This is a genomic window from Phytobacter sp. RSE-02, from assembly GCF_040578655.1.
Taxonomy (GTDB): Bacteria; Pseudomonadota; Gammaproteobacteria; order Enterobacterales; family Enterobacteriaceae; genus Phytobacter; species Phytobacter diazotrophicus.
The window spans coordinates 19,592-37,227 of the sequence record NZ_JBEULY010000028.1; the positions used below are offsets into that span (position 1 = coordinate 19,592).

18 protein-coding genes, 1 rRNA gene and 1 riboswitch are annotated in these 17,636 nt (G+C 55.5%); of the genes, 9 read left to right on the plus strand and 10 right to left on the minus strand.

Going from position 1 to position 17,636, the window contains the following annotated elements:
* Positions 1-27 precede the first annotated feature (27 nt).
* The 7 genes from thiH to rsd all read right to left on the minus strand — a co-directional run bounded on the left by thiH (position 28) and on the right by rsd (position 6,209).
* A complete protein-coding gene (thiH, locus tag ABU190_RS26335) occupies positions 28-1,182 on the minus strand; it encodes a 2-iminoacetate synthase ThiH (protein WP_354692830.1) in 1,155 nt (384 codons plus the stop codon).
* Positions 1,179-1,949 (minus strand): thiazole synthase, encoded by a 771-nt coding sequence (gene thiG / locus ABU190_RS26340; RefSeq protein ID WP_354692831.1) that lies wholly within the window; start codon positions 1,947-1,949, stop codon positions 1,179-1,181. Before thiG ends, thiH begins: the two co-directional genes overlap by 4 nt.
* Before the next feature lies 1 nt (position 1,950).
* On the minus strand, positions 1,951-2,151 hold the full coding sequence (thiS, locus tag ABU190_RS26345) for a sulfur carrier protein ThiS (RefSeq protein WP_039076850.1): 201 nt from the start codon (positions 2,149-2,151) through the stop codon (positions 1,951-1,953).
* Complete coding sequence (gene thiF, locus ABU190_RS26350) at positions 2,132-2,890, minus strand: thiazole biosynthesis adenylyltransferase ThiF (protein ID WP_354692832.1); 759 nt, start codon at positions 2,888-2,890, stop codon at positions 2,132-2,134. Before thiF ends, thiS begins: the two co-directional genes overlap by 20 nt.
* Positions 2,883-3,518: a thiamine phosphate synthase gene (thiE, locus tag ABU190_RS26355; RefSeq protein ID WP_354692833.1), complete on the minus strand. Its 636-nt coding sequence runs from the start codon at positions 3,516-3,518 to the stop codon at positions 2,883-2,885. The genes thiF and thiE overlap by 8 nt, the downstream gene beginning before the upstream one ends.
* Complete coding sequence (gene thiC, locus ABU190_RS26360; RefSeq protein ID WP_354692834.1) at positions 3,518-5,413, minus strand: phosphomethylpyrimidine synthase ThiC; 1,896 nt, start codon at positions 5,411-5,413, stop codon at positions 3,518-3,520. Before thiC ends, thiE begins: the two co-directional genes overlap by 1 nt.
* A gap of 83 nt (positions 5,414-5,496) precedes the next feature.
* Positions 5,497-5,652: riboswitch (TPP riboswitch) on the minus strand.
* Positions 5,653-5,705: 53 nt separating this feature from the next.
* A complete protein-coding gene (rsd, locus tag ABU190_RS26365; protein WP_271851708.1) occupies positions 5,706-6,209 on the minus strand; it encodes a sigma D regulator in 504 nt (167 codons plus the stop codon).
* A gap of 89 nt (positions 6,210-6,298) precedes the next feature.
* Here rsd and nudC point away from each other — a divergent pair, with 89 nt between their 5' ends.
* The 6 genes from nudC to ABU190_RS26395 all read left to right on the plus strand — a co-directional run bounded on the left by nudC (position 6,299) and on the right by ABU190_RS26395 (position 10,666).
* Positions 6,299-7,072 (plus strand): NAD(+) diphosphatase, encoded by a 774-nt coding sequence (gene nudC / locus ABU190_RS26370; protein ID WP_354692835.1) that lies wholly within the window; start codon positions 6,299-6,301, stop codon positions 7,070-7,072.
* A 50-nt stretch (positions 7,073-7,122) separates the two neighbouring features.
* On the plus strand, positions 7,123-8,187 hold the full coding sequence (gene hemE, locus ABU190_RS26375) for a uroporphyrinogen decarboxylase (RefSeq protein ID WP_071193734.1): 1,065 nt from the start codon (positions 7,123-7,125) through the stop codon (positions 8,185-8,187).
* Positions 8,188-8,196: 9 nt separating this feature from the next.
* Complete coding sequence (nfi, locus tag ABU190_RS26380) at positions 8,197-8,868, plus strand: deoxyribonuclease V (protein WP_039076843.1); 672 nt, start codon at positions 8,197-8,199, stop codon at positions 8,866-8,868.
* 42 nt (positions 8,869-8,910) lie between these two features.
* Positions 8,911-9,501: a YjaG family protein gene (locus tag ABU190_RS26385; protein ID WP_071193735.1), complete on the plus strand. Its 591-nt coding sequence runs from the start codon at positions 8,911-8,913 to the stop codon at positions 9,499-9,501.
* A gap of 186 nt (positions 9,502-9,687) precedes the next feature.
* The gene (gene hupA / locus ABU190_RS26390; RefSeq protein ID WP_035890328.1) at positions 9,688-9,960 is read left to right on the plus strand and encodes a nucleoid-associated protein HU-alpha; all 273 of its coding nucleotides are present in this window, start codon (positions 9,688-9,690) and stop codon (positions 9,958-9,960) included.
* A gap of 13 nt (positions 9,961-9,973) precedes the next feature.
* Positions 9,974-10,666, plus strand: coding sequence for a DUF1481 domain-containing protein (locus ABU190_RS26395; RefSeq protein WP_354692836.1), 693 nt, complete (start codon positions 9,974-9,976; stop codon positions 10,664-10,666).
* A gap of 3 nt (positions 10,667-10,669) precedes the next feature.
* Here ABU190_RS26395 and zraP read toward each other — a convergent pair whose 3' ends face one another.
* On the minus strand, positions 10,670-11,104 hold the full coding sequence (gene zraP, locus ABU190_RS26400; protein WP_354692837.1) for a zinc resistance sensor/chaperone ZraP: 435 nt from the start codon (positions 11,102-11,104) through the stop codon (positions 10,670-10,672).
* A 250-nt stretch (positions 11,105-11,354) separates the two neighbouring features.
* Between zraP and zraS the strand changes: the two genes are divergently transcribed.
* Both zraS and zraR read left to right on the plus strand, forming a co-directional pair.
* Positions 11,355-12,743, plus strand: coding sequence for a two-component system sensor histidine kinase ZraS (zraS, locus tag ABU190_RS26405; protein ID WP_354692838.1), 1,389 nt, complete (start codon positions 11,355-11,357; stop codon positions 12,741-12,743).
* Positions 12,740-14,071 carry a sigma-54-dependent response regulator transcription factor ZraR gene (gene zraR, locus ABU190_RS26410; RefSeq protein WP_354692839.1) on the plus strand — a complete coding sequence of 444 codons (1,332 nt, stop codon included), beginning with the start codon at positions 12,740-12,742 and terminating at the stop codon, positions 14,069-14,071. The genes zraS and zraR overlap by 4 nt, the downstream gene beginning before the upstream one ends.
* Here the strand turns inward: zraR and purD are convergent.
* Both purD and purH read right to left on the minus strand, forming a co-directional pair.
* Positions 14,068-15,360 (minus strand): phosphoribosylamine--glycine ligase, encoded by a 1,293-nt coding sequence (gene purD / locus ABU190_RS26415; RefSeq protein ID WP_354692840.1) that lies wholly within the window; start codon positions 15,358-15,360, stop codon positions 14,068-14,070. The two genes, zraR and purD, sit on opposite strands and share 4 nt — an antisense overlap.
* A gap of 15 nt (positions 15,361-15,375) precedes the next feature.
* Complete coding sequence (gene purH, locus ABU190_RS26420) at positions 15,376-16,965, minus strand: bifunctional phosphoribosylaminoimidazolecarboxamide formyltransferase/IMP cyclohydrolase (RefSeq protein ID WP_354692841.1); 1,590 nt, start codon at positions 16,963-16,965, stop codon at positions 15,376-15,378.
* Positions 16,966-17,526: 561 nt separating this feature from the next.
* Between purH and ABU190_RS26425 the strand changes: the two genes are divergently transcribed.
* Positions 17,527-17,636, plus strand: a 16S ribosomal RNA gene (locus tag ABU190_RS26425); the annotation flags it as partial.

Sequence of the window (17,636 nt, forward strand, 5' to 3'; positions counted from 1 at the left end):
GTGTGATGCGCAGTGTCCCGAAAGATATCAGCGCGTAACGGCAACGTTGCCATTTTCTTGCGGCGTTCTTCCCAGCCAACTGTCCCAGTCTTTCCACACGGGCTGTAAACCACGCGCTGTCAGTGCGCTGGCCACCTCTTCTGGCCGCCGGTCATCATGCGGTGAAAACTGTTCCAGTTCCGGATGATTATCGGCATAACCGCCGGGCTGCGTTTTGGAAAACGCGCTGACGTTATTAATGGCCAGCGGTACCACATGATCACGAAACCAGGGTGATTCACGTGTTGAGAGTGACAGTTCGATTTCCGGCGAAAAGAGGCGGAAAGCGCAAATGGTCTGCACCAGTTGACGTTCGTCCATAAGAGAAGCCGGCTCGATCCCGCCAGCGCAGGGGCGTAAGCGGGGAAAGGAAACAGAAAAACGGCTTTGCCAGTAGTGCTGCTGTAACCACAACAAATGCTCGGCCATCATGTAGCAGTCCACCCGCCAGCTATCGGAAAGGCCAATCAGCGCGCCAAGACCGATTTTATCGATACCCGCCTGACCGAGCCTGTCCGGCGTCTCCAGTCGCCAGAAAAAATCCTGTTTCTTGCCGCGCAGATGATGCCGGGCATACTGTGCTTCATGCCAGGTTTCCTGATACACCATGACGCCATCCAGCCCCAGCGTTTTCAGTTCGGCGTATTCCTCCATGGAGAGTGGCTGTACTTCCATTTGCAAAGAAGCGAACTGGCGACGAATGGTTGGCAGGTGACGGCGGAAATAGTCCATTCCCACTTTTCCCTGATGCTCGCCGGTGACCAGCAGCAAATGTTCAAAGCCCATTTCGCGGATGGCTGCACATTCGCGCGCGATCTCTGATTCATCGAGCGTCTTGCGCTTGATATGGTTACTCATCGAAAAACCGCAGTAGGTACAGTCGTTGGCGCATAAATTAGAAAGGTACAACGGGACGTAAAAGCTCACCGTGTTGCCAAAGCGCTGGCGCGTGAGGCGCTGCGCTTTTTGTGCCAGAGGTTCCAGATATGCGCTGGCAGCAGGAGAGAGCAGGGCCATGAGGTCATCGCGGGTCAGGCGCGTGGCATTCAGGGCTCGCTCTACATCGGCTGCCGTCTTACTGTTAATGCGTAGCCGAAGATCATCCCAGTTCAGCGTGTGCCAGTAATCGGTAAACGTCTTCATGCGCTGGCCTCCAGAAAACCGGTCAACGGGCTGGTGGCCACGGCTTGGGAGTGGCGCGCGCCGGGGACCGCCTGGCGTGCCAGCATGCCGGCCTCAACTGCCAGACGGAACGCATGCGCCATTGTTACCGGATCGTCGGCCACGGCAATCGCCGTATTCACCAATACGGCATCAGCACCCATTTCCAGTGCCTGTGTCGCATGGCTGGGTACGCCGATACCGGCATCAACCACCACCGGTACGGTTGCCTGCTCGATGATGATCTCCAGCATCGCCCGCGTTTCCAGTCCCTGGTTGGAGCCAATGGGAGCACCCAGCGGCATGACGGCGGCACAACCGACCTCTTCAAGACGCTTGCATAACACCGGGTCTGCGCCACAGTAAGGCAGCACGACAAACCCCTGTTTCACCAGTGCTTCTGCCGCCTTTAGCGTCTCGATAGGATCCGGCAAAAGCCAGCGCGCATCGGGGTGGATTTCCAGTTTCAGCCAGTGGGTACCCAGCGCTTCACGCGCCAGTTGGGCGGCAAAAATAGCTTCTTGCGCCGTTTTCGCCCCTGATGTGTTAGGCAGTAGCGTGACGCCTGCTGCCAGCAGTGGCGCGAGGATGGCATCGTTATGTTGACGCAAATCGACACGCTTCATCGCCAGTGTGACTAGCTGGCTGCCGGACGCGCGGATGGCATCGACCATCAGCGCTGCGTTGGCAAATTTCCCGGTACCGGTAAACAGGTGTGAATCAAATTGTTTATCTGCAATGCGTAACATCTCAGCCCCCTGCGATAACCTGAAAAAGCAGGATCTGGTCGCCGTCCTGCACGATATGCGCTTCCCACCGCTCGCGCGGAAGAATTTGCTGATTAAGCGCCAGCGCGGCGCCGGGTTTTAGCTGATCGAGTTGCTGTAACAGGGCCGAGACGGTCAGCGCGTCGTCAAGCTGCATGGGCGTGTCATTGAACTGAATGTGCATGCAGCCCTCCGCAAACCGGGCAGCCGCTGGCCCGGCGTAATGCCAGACTGCGCCAGTTGTTGGCGCGGGCATCAAACAGACGTAACTCGCTGGTGTTGGTATTCATACCGCTCAGAAGCTTGATCGCTTCGAGTGCCTGAAGGGTGCCCATCACACCAACCACCGGGCCGATCACACCGGCGGTACGGCAGTTGCGTTCGGGCTCCTGTTCATCTGGCCACAAACAGCGATAGCAACCATGGGTCCACGGCGGTGTGAGCACCATCAACTGCCCCCCGAAACCCACGGCGCTGGCGGTAATCAACGGTGTACCGGTGCTGACGCAGGCGGCATTAATCGCCTGACGAGTCGCCATGTTATCGGTGCAATCGAGTACCAAATCGGCACTGTCCACCGCGTGGCGCAACGCCTCGCCGGAAAGGCGCTGCTCAAGGGCGATCAGCGAAATTTCCGGGTTCAGCCGCCCCAGGCGCTGTTTGGTGACCTGCGATTTCGACCGGGCGATGTCGTCAGTGGTAAACACGATTTGCCGCTGCAGATTACTCAGATGCACATCGTCGTCGTCGGCCAGCACCAGCGTACCCACGCCAGCGCCCGCCAGGTAGAGCGCTGCGGGGGAACCTAACCCGCCCAACCCGATAATCAGCACCCGGCTGGCGAGCAACTTTTGTTGCCCGTCGATGGCAATATCTTCCAGCAACATCTGGCGGCTATAGCGCATAAAGTCACGATCATTCATCGCCAACCCCCGCCAGAGCCAGTAATTGCGCCGTTGCCTCACGCCAGTCAGCCGCCTGCGTAATCGCGCTGACGACCGCAATGCTGCCAACGCCAGTTCCCAGCACTTCGGGCGCACGGGCAAGGCTTATCCCGCCGATGGCGACGGTCGGATAATCGGCAAGCCTTTCGATATGCCGCGCCAGTTGCTCCAGCCCCTGCGGCGCGGAGGGCATCTGTTTCGTCTGCGTCGGGAAGACATGTCCCAGGGCGATATAGGACGGGCGTGCGGCGAGCGCCACGTCAATTTCCATATCGTCGTGAGTCGATACGCCGAGGCATAATTCCGCAGCCTGGATCGCCTTCAAATCGGTGGTTTCCAGGTCTTCCTGACCCAGATGTACACCGTAAGCGTTATGTTTTATCGCCAGCCGCCAGTAGTCGTTGATAAACAAGCGGGCATCGTAACGACGCCCCAGTGCAATGGCCGCTACAACGTCGGCTTCAACCTCTTCATCGCGTTTATCTTTGATACGCAACTGGATGGTGCGCACGCCGGCGTCGAGCAGGCGTTCAATCCACGCCACGCTGTCCACCACCGGGTAAAGGCCTAAGCGAAGGGGCACTCTCGGGAAATCGGGTTGATACATCAGACCTCCTCCTTTTTGAGATAGATCTCACCGCCTTTGGCGCGGAAGTTTTCTGACATATCCGCCATCCCCACTTCGATGGTCTGGGCTGCGGCGTAATCGCGTACTTCCTGGCTGATTTTCATTGAGCAGAATTTCGGCCCGCACATGGAGCAGAAGTGAGCAACTTTGCCCGACTCCTGCGGCAGGGTTTCATCGTGATACGCACGGGCGGTGAACGGGTCGAGCGCCAGGTTGAACTGGTCTTCCCAGCGGAATTCGAAACGTGCTTTGGACATGGCGTTATCGCGGATCTGCGCGCCGGGATGGCCTTTGGCGAGATCCGCGGCATGCGCGGCGATCTTGTAGGTAATCAGCCCTTGCTTCACATCCTCTTTGTTTGGCAAACCGAGGTGCTCTTTTGGCGTGACATAGCAGAGCATGGCGCAGCCAAACCAGCCGATCATCGCCGCGCCAATCCCGGAGGTGAAGTGGTCGTAACCCGGCGCGATATCGGTCGTCAACGGCCCCAACGTGTAGAACGGCGCCTCATGGCAGTGCTCCAGCTCTTCGGTCATATTGCGGCGGATCATCTGCATCGGTACGTGGCCTGGGCCTTCAATCATCACCTGCACATCGTATTCCCAGGCAATTTTGGTCAGCTCGCCCAGCGTGTGCAGCTCGGCGAATTGCGCTTCGTCGTTGGCGTCCTGAATGGAGCCGGGTCGCAGGCCATCGCCCAGTGACAGTGAGACATCATAGGCGGCGCAGATTTCGCAGATTTCGCGGAAGTGCTCGTAGAGGAAATTCTCTTTGTGATGGGATAAGCACCATTTCGCCATAATCGAACCGCCGCGTGACACGATGCCGGTCAGGCGTTTGGCGGTCATCGGCACGTAGCGCAGCAATACGCCCGCGTGGATGGTGAAGTAGTCCACGCCTTGCTCAGCCTGCTCCAGCAGGGTGTCGCGGAACGCTTCCCATGTCAGGTTTTCGGCGATGCCGTTCACCTTCTCCAGCGCCTGGTAGATCGGTACAGTACCAATTGGCACCGGGCTGTTACGCAGGATCCACTCGCGGGTTTCGTGAATATAGCGGCCTGTCGACAGATCCATCACCGTATCGGCACCCCAGCGGGTTGACCAGACCAGTTTTTCCACCTCTTCCTCGATGGAGGAGGTGACCGCCGAGTTGCCGATGTTGGCATTAACCTTCACCAGGAAATTGCGGCCGATGATCATCGGTTCCGACTCCGGGTGGTTGATGTTGGCGGGGATGATGGCGCGTCCGGCAGCCACTTCGTCGCGCACAAATTCCGGGGTGATATTTTCTGGCAGGTTAGCGCCAAAGCCGTGGCCAGGATGCTGCTGGCGCAACACCTCACCGCGGATACGCTCGCGGCCCATATTTTCACGGATGGCGATAAACTCCATCTCCGGGGTCACCATCCCCTGACGCGCATAATGCAACTGGGTGACGCGCTGGCCCGCTTTGGCCCGTTTCGGTGTCAGTAAGCCGCTAAAGCGCAGGTCGTTCAGGCCGTCATCCGCAAGCCGCTCTTTGGTGTATACCGAACTGCGATCGCGCAGTTTTTCGGTATCGTCGCGGGCATCGATCCACGGCTGACGCAGTTTCGCCAGCCCCTGCTGTACATCGATAGCCACATTCGGGTCGCCATAGGGACCGGACGTGTCATAGACCGGAATCGCCTCGTTTTCTTCGTATTGAGGGTTATCTTTCGAGCCGCCGATAAGCGTCGGGCTAAGCTGAATTTCGCGCATCGGAACACGAATATCAGGCTGTGAGCCGATGATGTAGATACGTTTTGAGTTCGGGAAAGCGGTGCCTTCCAGCGTGTCGATAAAATGCTGCGCCTGGGCGCGTTGTTCACGGCGTGTAAGTTGATTTGCAGACATAGCTCATTCCAAATGTTAAGGACATGGCTTGTCAGACGACGGATGGAGTAATAACAACAGATCACCGCAAGGGTGATTGGTGTGAATGGATTACTCTTGTTCCCTTCGCAGGTTCTAACCTGATCAGGTTCCGCGGATCCCGAATTAACGGTCTCAGCCTTTTCCACTTCATCCTTCGCGCCGCCTCTTAGGGCATCGCGAATGCTTTTGTGGAAATATAGGCACTCCGACAAGAAAAACCCCGTCCGAAGACGGGGACTGTTTTTTAAACTACGCGTTAATCAGAAAGAACTCAAGCAGGACGCGCCATTCCACTTTCGTCGTTGGCGCCGTCTTTAAGATTGTTGTCGTATGCCAGTACGATCAACTTGTCTTCAAGCGAAAAGCGGGCTGCAAGCGCTTCGCCGATATCAGACAGCGCCTGCTGAAATTCAGCGTAATTGTCATCATCGATAGCGTTTTCCAGGCTGGAGTCGTAGTACTCCATAATTTCCAGGGTATTGGCTTCGAGGAGAGGGTAAATCTGCGTGGAGGCTAAAAGTGGGCTGGTCCCTTCCATTTCCCCGATAATCCGTTCATAAATATTAAAATGACCGGCGGAAAGGTATTCAACCAGGTTATGACAAAATTCGTCCAGCGCTTTTTCATTCAGCTGCATGTACGAGCCTTTTCCAGGTGTTATGCCAACCAGGTTGTAGTAATGAACCAGTAGCTGTTTTCGGTTATACAGCCAGTTGTCGACCAGTTCGTTACTTCCTCCAATTCGTTCCGCCAGGGTTGCTAACTGGTTTAGCATAATTGACTCCGCAATATTAAGATTAAAAAACGCTCGAATGTAATAATAATGTTAACAACATGCCAGTAAAGCTAAGGTAGTGCAAACAAATGCATCGTATTATCGAGTCATCAGATCATGGCTGGTGGATCGTAAGCCATGAACAAAAATTATGGTTGCCCGGGGGAGAATTACCACTCGGTAATGCAGGAAATTTCGATCTTGTGGGGCAAAGCGCACTCCAGATAGGCGAATGGGAAGGCGAACCTGTGTGGATGATCCGCCAGAATCGTCGGCAGGAGATGGGAACTGTCCGCCAGGTGATTGAACAGGATGCTGGATTGTTTCAACTGGCCGGGCGTGGTGTTCAACTGGCTGAGTTTTACCGCTCACATAAGTTTTGTGGGTATTGCGGACATACTATGCACCCCAGCAAGACAGAGTGGGCCATGTTATGTGACCACTGCCGCGAACGTTATTACCCGCAGATTGCGCCCTGCATTATCGTTGCCATTCGTCGCGATGATAAAATTCTGTTGGCTCAGCACACCCGTCATCGCAATGGTATTTACACCGTTCTGGCCGGTTTCGTCGAAGTGGGCGAAACGCTGGAACAGGCCGTCGCGCGTGAAGTGATGGAAGAGAGCGGCATCAAAGTGAAAAACCTGCGTTACATCACCTCTCAGCCCTGGCCTTTCCCGCAATCGCTAATGACGGCTTTTATGGCGGAATATGACAGCGGGGAGATTGTTATCGATCCTAAAGAGCTGCTGGATGCGGGCTGGTACCGCTTCGACGACCTGCCGCTGTTGCCTCCGCGTGGTACTGTTGCCCGTCGTTTGATTGAAGATACGGTGGCGCAGTGCCGGGCAGAATACGAGTAAAGAACGAGTAGTGTTACACTGGCGGGCTGACGCAATAAGGAACTGTAAACATGACCGAATTAAAAAACGATCGCTACCTTCGCGCACTTCTGCGCCAGCCCGTGGATGTGACGCCAGTATGGATGATGCGTCAGGCTGGTCGCTATCTCCCGGAGTACAAAGCGACGCGCGCACAGGCGGGTGATTTTATGTCGCTGTGCAAAAATGCCGAACTGGCGTGCGAAGTCACCCTTCAGCCTTTGCGTCGCTACAAGCTGGATGCGGCCATTCTTTTTTCCGACATCCTGACCATCCCGGACGCGATGGGATTAGGGCTCTATTTCGAGGCGGGCGAAGGCCCACGTTTTACCTCCCCCATTACCTGTCGTGCAGATGTTGAAAAACTGCCCGTGCCGGACCCGGAGCAGGAACTGGGTTACGTCATGAACGCCGTGCGTACCATCCGCCGTGAACTGAAAGGTGAAGTGCCGCTGATCGGTTTCTCTGGCAGCCCGTGGACGCTGGCAACCTATATGGTGGAAGGCGGCAGCAGTAAAGCCTTTACCGTTATTAAAAAGATGATGTACGCCGAACCGCAAACGCTGCATTTGTTGCTTGATAAACTGGCCAGCAGCGTCACCCTGTACCTCAACGCGCAGATCAAAGCGGGTGCGCAATCGGTGATGATTTTCGACACCTGGGGCGGTGTGCTGACCGGGCGCGATTACAAGCAGTTCTCGCTCTATTACATGCATAAAATTGTCGACGGCCTGCTGCGTGAAAACGAGGGCAAACGCGTACCGGTGACGCTGTTTACCAAAGGCGGTGGGCAGTGGCTGGAAGCGATGGCGGAGACGGGTTGTGACGCTCTGGGTCTCGACTGGACGACAGATATCAGCGATGCACGCCGCCGTGTCGGCCACAAAGTGGCACTGCAGGGCAACATGGATCCTTCGATGCTTTATGCCGCACCTGCCCGCATCGAAGACGAAGTGGCGTCTATACTTGCTGGTTTCGGTCAGGGTGAAGGGCATGTGTTCAACCTCGGTCACGGCATCCATCAGGATGTGCCGCCAGAACATGCTGGCGTATTTGTGGAGGCGGTGCACAGACTCTCAGCCCAGTATCACAAGTAAGGAGTCGTTATGGATCTCGCGTCGCTACGCGCTCAACAAATTGAACTGGCCTCTTCTGTTTCCCGTGAGGATCGTCTGGAAAAAGATCCTCCCGCTCTGATCGGCGGTGCGGATGTAGGGTTTGAGCAAGGCGGCGAAGTGACGCGTGCCGCGATGGTGCTGTTGACCTGGCCTGAACTGGAACTGGTTGAGTATAAAGTGGCGCGTATTGCGACCACGATGCCTTATATCCCCGGCTTTCTCTCTTTCCGTGAATATCCCGCGCTGCTTGCGGCGTGGGAGCAACTCTCACAAAAACCAGATCTGCTATTTGTCGATGGCCATGGAATATCACATCCCCGTCGTCTGGGGGTTGCCAGCCATTTTGGCCTGCTGGTGGATGTGCCAACCATTGGCGTGGCGAAAAAACGGCTGTGCGGTAAGTTTGAGCCACTCTCTGACGAACCGGGCGCCCTGGCACCGCTGATGGACAAAGGCGAGCAACTGGCATGGGTCTGGCGCAGTAAGGCGCGCTGTAACCCTCTTTTCGTGGCGACAGGGCATCGGGTGAGCACGGATACCGCGCTGGCCTGGGTGCAGCGTTGCATGAAAGGCTATCGGCTACCTGAACCGACCCGTTGGGCCGACGCTGTCGCATCGGGCCGCCCTGCATTCGCGCGTTGGCAGGAAATTCAGCGTTGATTCAGGTACACTGCCGCTAATTTCTGCATCAGAGAACCTATCATGTTACAAAACCCGATTCACCTGCGTCTGGAGAAGCTGGCAACGTGGCAGCACGTCACCTTTATGGCCTCTCTTTGCGAGCGCATGTATCCCAATTACGCCATGTTCTGCCAGGAAACGGAGTTTGGCGACCCGCAGCTTTATCGCCGCATTCTCGATTTGGTGTGGGAAACGCTGACGGTAAAAGATGCAAAGGTGAATTTCGATAACCAGCTTGAGAAGCTGGAAGAGGCAATTCCTTCGGCTGACGACTACGATATGTACGGTGTCTACCCGGCGATTGATGCTTGTGTGGCGCTAAGCGATCTTATTCATGCTCTCCTGAGCGGTGAATCGACAGAGTACGCAATTGAGGTTAGCAAGACGTCTATTACCACCGTTGCGATGCTGGAAATGACTCATGCAGGTCGCGAAATGACCGACGAAGAGCTCAAAGAAAACCCAGCGGTGGAGCAGGAATGGGACATTCAGTGGGAGATTTTCCGCCTTTTGGCTGCTTGTGAAGAACGCGATATTGAACTGATCAAAGGCCTGCGCGCAGACCTGCGTGAGGCCGGGGACAGTAATATCGGTATAAATTTGCAGCAATGAGACAACAAAACGTGATTTAACGCCTGTTTTGTCGTCCTGGGAGGCTTCCCTTCGCACCCCCGTCTGGTCTACATTTGGGGGGCGAAAAAAAGTGGCTATCGGTGCGTGTATGCAGGAGAGTGCTTTTCTGGCATTTCCGTCGCACTCGATGCTTAGCAAGCGATAAACACATTGAAAGGATAACTTATGAACAAGACTCAACTGATTGATGTAATTGCAGACAAGGCTGATCTGTCTAAAGCGCAAGCGAAAGCTGCTCTGGAATCCACCCTGGCTGCGATTACTGAGTCTCTGAAAGAAGGCGATGCTGTACAACTGGTTGGTTTCGGTACCTTCAAAGTGAACCACCGCGCTGAGCGTACTGGCCGCAACCCGCAGACCGGTAAAGAAATCAAAATCGCCGCAGCTAACGTACCGGCGTTTGTTTCTGGTAAGGCACTGAAAGACTCTGTTAAGTAAGACAGGCGTGGCAGTGAACAGTTTTATCGAAGGGGCTTCGCGGCCCCTTTTGTCTTTCTGGCGCCGATCACGGATGCTGGCGGGCGTGCTGTTATTAACTGCCTGTAGCCACAACTCCTCACTCCCCCCCTTCACCGCCAGCGGCTATGCCGGGGACCAGGGAGCAGAGCGCCTTTGGCGCAAAGATTCAGACAGCGAGACCCATCTTCTCGCCGCTTTTAGCCCGTGGCACAACGGGAATACCTCTTTAAGTGAATACCGCTGGCAGGGTGATGAGCTTCGGCTGATTGAACTGAATATCTACGGTAAAACACCGGAACACATCCGTGTGCGCTTTGATGACCACGGCGAGCTGAGTTTCATGCAGCGTGAAGTCAATGGTCAGAAAGAGCAGCTTTCCAGCGATCAGGTCGCGCTCTACCGTTATCGTGCGAACCAGCTCCGGCAGACCAGCGATGCATTGCGCCTGGGGCGTGTAGTGCTGCGCCAGGGCCGTTGGCATGCCAATGGTTCCGTTACAACATGCGAAGGTCAAACCATCAAACCCGACCTCGATTCTCTGGCTATCAGCCATATAGAGCGTCGGCAGAATCATTCATCGGCGGAAGTGGGCGTAGCGTGGCTGGAAGGTCCCGAAGGATCTCAGTTGCTGCTGGTGGCCAATGAAGATTTTTGTACCTGGCAGCCAACTGAGAAAAGTTTCTAAGTTTTACCCGTGATGCATTCCCATATGGTCGCGGCCTCCGCCACAACTTCCGTGTCCCATGCCTTCACCGCGAGGAATTCCTGCCTGTGCTAAGGCGATATCAAACTTGACTCGCTGTTGGTCCAGTTTTTGGCTTAGCGTTTCCATTTCCTGGGCTGCGGATTCTATTTTTGCGCTGTCCGGCTTATCTGCGGTTAATAACGCATTGTATTCATAACGTTTTGAGGTGAGTTGCTGACGTAACGCACGGGTTTGCTCATAAAAATCGTTATGCAGCTTCCGGGCAGTAGCCTGTTGTTCGGTGGTCAGTTGGCTATAGCCCTGCGGGCCCATCCCGTTGCCGTTGTTCCAGTGGTGCCTTGCCCATGCTGAGCTGCTACCTAAAGTCAGCGCGGCGAGGGTGATGAGTGTCAGCGTCAGTTTTTGGTTCCGTTTCATGGTTCATTCTCCTGGTTGTCGTTATTTAGTGATTTGCATCTTCCATGCCAGGATGAGAGACCAGCAGAATATAGGGGTATTGTCGTGCTACAGGCCGGTGGGGCGAGTAAAAATGACTCACGATGAGGGCGAGGCGGGTCATTTTTACTCGTTTTCCTTAAGGGTTTATGGCAGGAGGCAGGTTTGCCGTGACAGAAAAATGGCATGATTTCTGCTGCGTGAACGGGAGCAGAAAATAAAGGGAGTAGTAATGAACATGATGCGGTTGTCGAAGGATTCCGTCGCCGTGGGTCTGAGCTGGCTATTGACCGGCTTTATTCTGCTACTGGTGTGCCTGTTCTCCGCGCTTATCGTGCGTGACTATGGCCGGGAAAATGAGGCCGCGCGGCAGACTATCCAGGAGAAAGGCAGCGTGTTGATTCGCGCCCTGGAGTCCGGAACCCGGGTGGGCTTGGGTATGCGTATGCATCATACGCAACTTCAGGCACTGCTGGAGGAGATGGCCTGGCAGCCTGGCGTGCTGTGGTTTGCGGTGACAGATGAGAACGGCAAAATTCTTGCCCATAGTGATCCGAACCAGGTTGGCGGGACACTGTACTCCGCCAATACGATGCACGAACTGAATATTGGCCAGGAAGAACGCTGGCGGCGGCTCGAACAGCCGGAACCGGCTCTGGAGATTTATCGTCAATTTCGCCCGCTGACCAGCGGTGGTGGGCATCATATGCGTATGATGCCCCGCGAATCTGCCGTACAGCGTGCCGGGCTACCGCAGGTGATTTTCATCGCCTTTGATACACGCGAACTGGACACGGCCAATGCTCGTGGCCTGCGCAATATGGTCATTATGCTTTGCGCGGCAGGGGTGGTAATGATTGCAACGGTGTTAAGCCAGTTCTGGTTTCGCCGCTATCAGCATTCGCGTAAACAACTGCAGGAGGCGATGGCGCGTAAAGAAAAGCTGGTGGCGCTTGGGCATCTGGCCGCAGGGGTCGCGCATGAGATCCGCAATCCGCTGTCTTCCATCAAAGGGCTGGCAAAGTATTTTGCCGAACGCACCCCGTCTGATGGAGAAGCGCATCAACTGGCTCAGGTGATGGCGAAGGAGGCCGATCGTCTGAACCGGGTCGTCAGTGATCTGCTGGAACTGGTGCGTCCGGCCCATTTAACCTACCAGTCCGTTGATCTGAATGAAGTGATTAGACATTCGCTTCGGTTGGTTAGCCAGGATGCCGCCAGTCGGGCGATTATGCTCAATTTCACCCCGCAGCCAGAGCTATGCCGCATCCAGGCCGATCCGGATCGTTTGAAGCAGGTACTGCTGAACCTCTACCTTAATGCTATCCATGCCATTGATCACGATGGCGTAATTACGGTCGCAGCGAGCGAATGTGGTGATGGGCGAGTTAAGGTAAGCGTTGCGGACAGTGGTAAGGGGATGACGGCGGAACAGTTACAGGCCATCTTCACGCCGTATTACACCACCAGAGCCGACGGCACCGGGCTTGGCCTGGCCGTCGTGCAGAACATTATTGAGCAGCACGGCGGAATAATTCATGTCGGGAGCGCTCCCGGCAAGGGCGCGGTATTTACTCTCTTTTTACCGGTCAACGGGCAACAAAAGGATGAACAAGGATGAGTGGCGGGCAGGTCGATATTCTCGTGGTGGACGATGACATCAGCCACTGCACTATTTTACAGGCGCTGTTGCGGGGCTGGGGATACCGTGTTGCGCTGGCTCATAACGGCGTACAGGCGCTGGAACAGGTACGTCAGCAGGTATTTGATCTGGTGCTTTGCGATATCCGTATGGCGGAGATGGACGGTATCGAAACGCTGAAAGAGATCAAAACCTTGAATCCGTCGATTCCTGTTCTGATCATGACCGCGTACTCCAGCGTCGATACCGCAGTGGAGGCGCTAAAATCCGGTGCACTGGACTACCTCATCAAGCCGCTGGACTTTGACAAGCTGCAGCAGACGCTGTCCGGGGCGTTGGCGCACACGCGGCTGAGCGAGTCCCCCGTAGCAGGCACCCCCGCTGCTCAGTTTGGCATGGTAGGGGATAGCCCGGCGATGCGGGCGCTGCTGAATAATATCGCCCTGGTGGCGCCCTCCGATGCGACGGTATTGATTCACGGCGAGTCGGGAACCGGGAAAGAGTTGGTCGCACGGGCACTGCACGCCAGCAGTGGTCGCAGCCACGGGCCGTTGGTTACCCTCAACTGTGCGGCGCTCAACGAGTCGTTGCTGGAATCGGAGCTGTTTGGCCATGAGAAAGGCGCGTTCACCGGCGCGGACAAACGTCGGGACGGGCGCTTCGTTGAAGCGGACGGCGGTACGCTTTTCCTCGATGAAATTGGCGATATTTCGCCGTTGATGCAGGTGCGTCTGTTGCGGGCGATTCAGGAGCGCGAAGTGCAGCGCGTGGGCAGCAACCAGACCCTTTCGGTTGACGTACGGCTGATTGCCGCCACCCACCGGGATTTAGCCGGGGAGGTTAGCGCCGGGCGTTTTCGTCAGGATCTCTACTACCGCCTGAACGTCGTGACTATCGACACGCCGCCGCTGCGCCAACGCAGGGAAGATATCCCTCCGCTGGCGCGTTATTTCCTGCAACGTTACGCCGAGCGTAACCGTAAAGCGGTACAGGGATTTACGCCACAAGCGATGGACTTGCTGATTCACTACGCATGGCCGGGCAATATTCGTGAGCTGGAGAATGCGATTGAACGGGCGGTGGTCTTGCTGACCGGAGAGTTTATTTCTGAGCGCGAGCTGCCGCTGGCGATTGTCGGTACGCCGGTCGCGAACGAGCCGCACGGCGATGATGTTATTCAGCCGCTGGTCGATGTAGAGAAAGAAGCGATCCTCGCGGCGCTCGAAAAAACGGGCGGCAACAAAACAGAAGCCGCCCGTCAGTTGGGCATCACGCGCAAAACGTTGCTGGCGAAACTCAGCCGTTAGCTGTTTTGCTCGCGGGCAATTGCGCGATAACCGATATCTTTACGGCTAAAGCTACCTTCCCACTGGATATTTTCCATTAAGGCGTATGCACGCTTCTGTGCTTCGGCAACGGTGTGGCCCAGCGCAGTCGCGCACAGCACGCGACCGCCGTTGGTGAGAACGCGGTCATCGGCGGAAAGTTTTGTGCCGGCGTGGAAGACTTTGCCATCCGCCACTTCTTCCAGCGGCAGTCCATGGATCTCGTCACCGGTGTTGTAATTACCCGGATAACCACCCGCCGCAACAACGACACCAAGAGACGCGCGCTCATCCCAATCGGAGGTTTTCTCATCCAGCTTGCCATCGCAGGCTGCGAGACACAGATCCACCAGATCGGATTTCATGCGCAGCATGATCGGCTGGGTTTCCGGATCGCCGAAGCGGCAGTTGAACTCGATAACCTTCGGGTTGCCCTGCTTGTCGATCATCAGACCGGCATACAGGAAGCCGGTGTAGGTATTCCCTTCGGCGGCCATACCTTTAACGGTCGGCCAAATGATACGTTCCATGGTGCGCTGGTGGACTTCATCCGTCACCACCGGAGCGGGGGAATAAGCGCCCATACCGCCCGTGTTCGGACCGGTATCGCCATCACCGACGCGTTTATGATCCTGGCTGGTCGCCATAGGCAGCACATGCTCACCGTCAACCATCACGATAAAGCTGGCTTCTTCACCGTCGAGGAACTCTTCGATAACAATGCGGTGGCCTGCGTCGCCAAAGGCGTTGCCTGCCAGCATGTCATTGACGGCTGCTTCGGCTTCCTCAAGCGTCATTGCCACGATCACGCCTTTACCGGCAGCCAGACCGTCTGCCTTGATAACGATCGGTGCGCCTTTTTCGCGCAGCCAGGCCAGCGCAGGTTCCACTTCGGTGAAGTTCTGGTATTCCGCTGTCGGAATGTTATGACGCGCGAGGAAATCTTTGGTGAAGGCTTTAGAGCCTTCCAGTTGAGCAGCGCCTTCGGTTGGGCCGAAGATTTTCAGCCCTGCGGCACGGAACGCATCCACAACGCCAATCACCAGCGGCGCTTCCGGGCCAACGATGGTCAGATCAATCTTCTCGCTCTGAGCAAAGCTCAGCAGCGCCGGAATATCGGTTACGCCAATGGCGACGTTTTGCAGCGTGGGTTCCAGCGCTGTGCCTGCGTTGCCCGGTGCGACGAAAACGGTGTCGACCAGCGGTGACTGCGCCGCTTTCCATGCCAGCGCGTGCTCGCGCCCGCCGTTACCAATCACTAATACTTTCATTGTCTGCTCCGAAAATTAATGGCGGAAGTGACGCATGTCGGTGAAGATCATCGCAATACCGTGTTCGTCGGCAGCGGCAATCACTTCGTCATCACGGATAGAACCGCCTGGCTGAATCACACAGCTCACGCCAACGGCGGCAGCGGCATCAATACCATCACGGAACGGGAAGAACGCATCAGAGGCCATCGCGGAACCTTTCACTTCCAGACCTTCATCGCCTGCTTTGATCCCGGCGATTTTCGCGGAGTAGACGCGGCTCATCTGGCCTGCACCTATGCCAATGGTCATGTTCTCTTTGGCATACACGATAGCGTTGGATTTCACGAACTTCGCCACTTTCCAGCAGAACAGCGCATCACGCAATTCCTGTTCGGTCGGCTGGCGTTTGGAAACAACACGCAGTTCGCCTTCGGTCACCATACCCAGATCGCGGTCCTGAACCAGCAGGCCGCCGTTAACGCGTTTGAAATCAAGACCCGGGACGCGTGCGGTCCACTCACCACAGGTCAGCACGCGGACGTTCTGTTTCGCGGCAGTGATCTTCAGGGCTTCTTCAGTCGCAGACGGGGCAATGATCACTTCTACAAACTGGCGGGAGATAATAGCCTGCGCGGTCTGTGCATCCAGTTCGCGGTTAAAGGCGATGATACCGCCGAATGCGGAGGTCGGGTCGGTTTTATAAGCGCGATCGTAAGCATCCAGAATAGAGGAACTGACCGCTACGCCGCATGGGTTAGCATGTTTAACGATAACGCAGGCCGGCTCGCTGAACTCTTTCACACATTCCAGTGCAGCATCGGTATCGGCAATATTGTTATAGGAAAGCGCTTTGCCCTGAACTTGCTGCGCGGTCGCAACAGAGGCTTCTTTGATCTCTTCTTCTATATAGAAGGCTGCCTGCTGGTGGCTGTTTTCGCCGTAGCGCATATCCTGCTTCTTAATGAAGTTCAGGTTCAGGGTGCGCGGGAAGCGGCCGGCGGCTTCTTTTGTCTCGCCGTGATAGGCCGGCACCATGCTGCCAAAATAGTTGGCAATCATGCTGTCGTAGGCGGCGGTGTGTTCAAAGGCTTTAATCGCGAGGTCAAAGCGGGTTGCAAGCAGAAGCGAGCCTTCGTTGGCATCCATCTCTTCAATAATAGCGTTGTAGTCGCTGCTCTTTACAACGATGGCGACATCTTTATGGTTCTTCGCCGCCGAGCGCACCATAGTCGGGCCGCCGATATCGATATTCTCTACCGCATCTTCCAGAGAACAGCCTTCGCGGGCAACGGTCTGGGCAAACGGATAAAGGTTAACAACGACCATATCAATAGGAGAGATGCTGTGCTCAGCCATGATGGCATCATCCTGGCCGCGGCGGCCAAGGATCCCACCATGCACTTTCGGATGCAGGGTCTTAACGCGTCCATCCATCATTTCCGGGAAACCGGTGTAATCGGAAACTTCGGTCACCGGCAGGCCTTTATCAGCTAACAGACGGGCAGTGCCCCCTGTAGATAGCAGTTCCACACCGCGTGCAGAAAGTGCCTGGGCGAATTCGACGATACCGGCTTTGTCAGAAACACTGAGCAGCGCGCGGCGGATTGGACGACGTTGTTGCATGGTAAATCCCCTGGATTTGACGATTACAGAGAGCGTTAGCTGAATTTTCATCTAAAAACTCAGCTAACGCCCCTTACGGGGCATCCTTGTTTTAGCGGGGGCATTTTAACGAAAACGTTTGCGCAACGCTCGCGAATTTTCACTTTTTCGCAGCATTGTGGATAAGTCTGTGTGCAAAAGGGTATAAGGCGGGCTTTTGCTGTGGAATGCAGCAGTCAGTCATTTTTCTGCAATTTTTCTATTGCGGCCTGCGGAGAACTCCCTATAATGCGCCTCCATCGACACGGCGGATGTGAATCACTTCACACAAACAGCCGGGTCGGTTGAAGAGAAAAATCCTGAAATAACGGGTTGACTCTGAAAGAGGAAAGCGTAATATACGCCACCTCGCAACGGTGAGCGAAAGCCGCGTTGCACTGCTCTTTAACAATTTATCAGACAATCTGTGTGGGCACTCAAAGTGACATGGATTCTTAACGTCCTCGGACGAAAAATGAATACCAAGTCTCTGAGTGAACACGTAATTCATTACGAAGTTTAATTCACGAGCATCAAACTTTTAAATTGAAGAGTTTGATCATGGCTCAGATTGAACGCTGGCGGCAGGCCTAACACATGCAAGTCGAACGGTAGCACAGAGAGCTTGCTCTCGGGTGACGAGTGGCGGACGG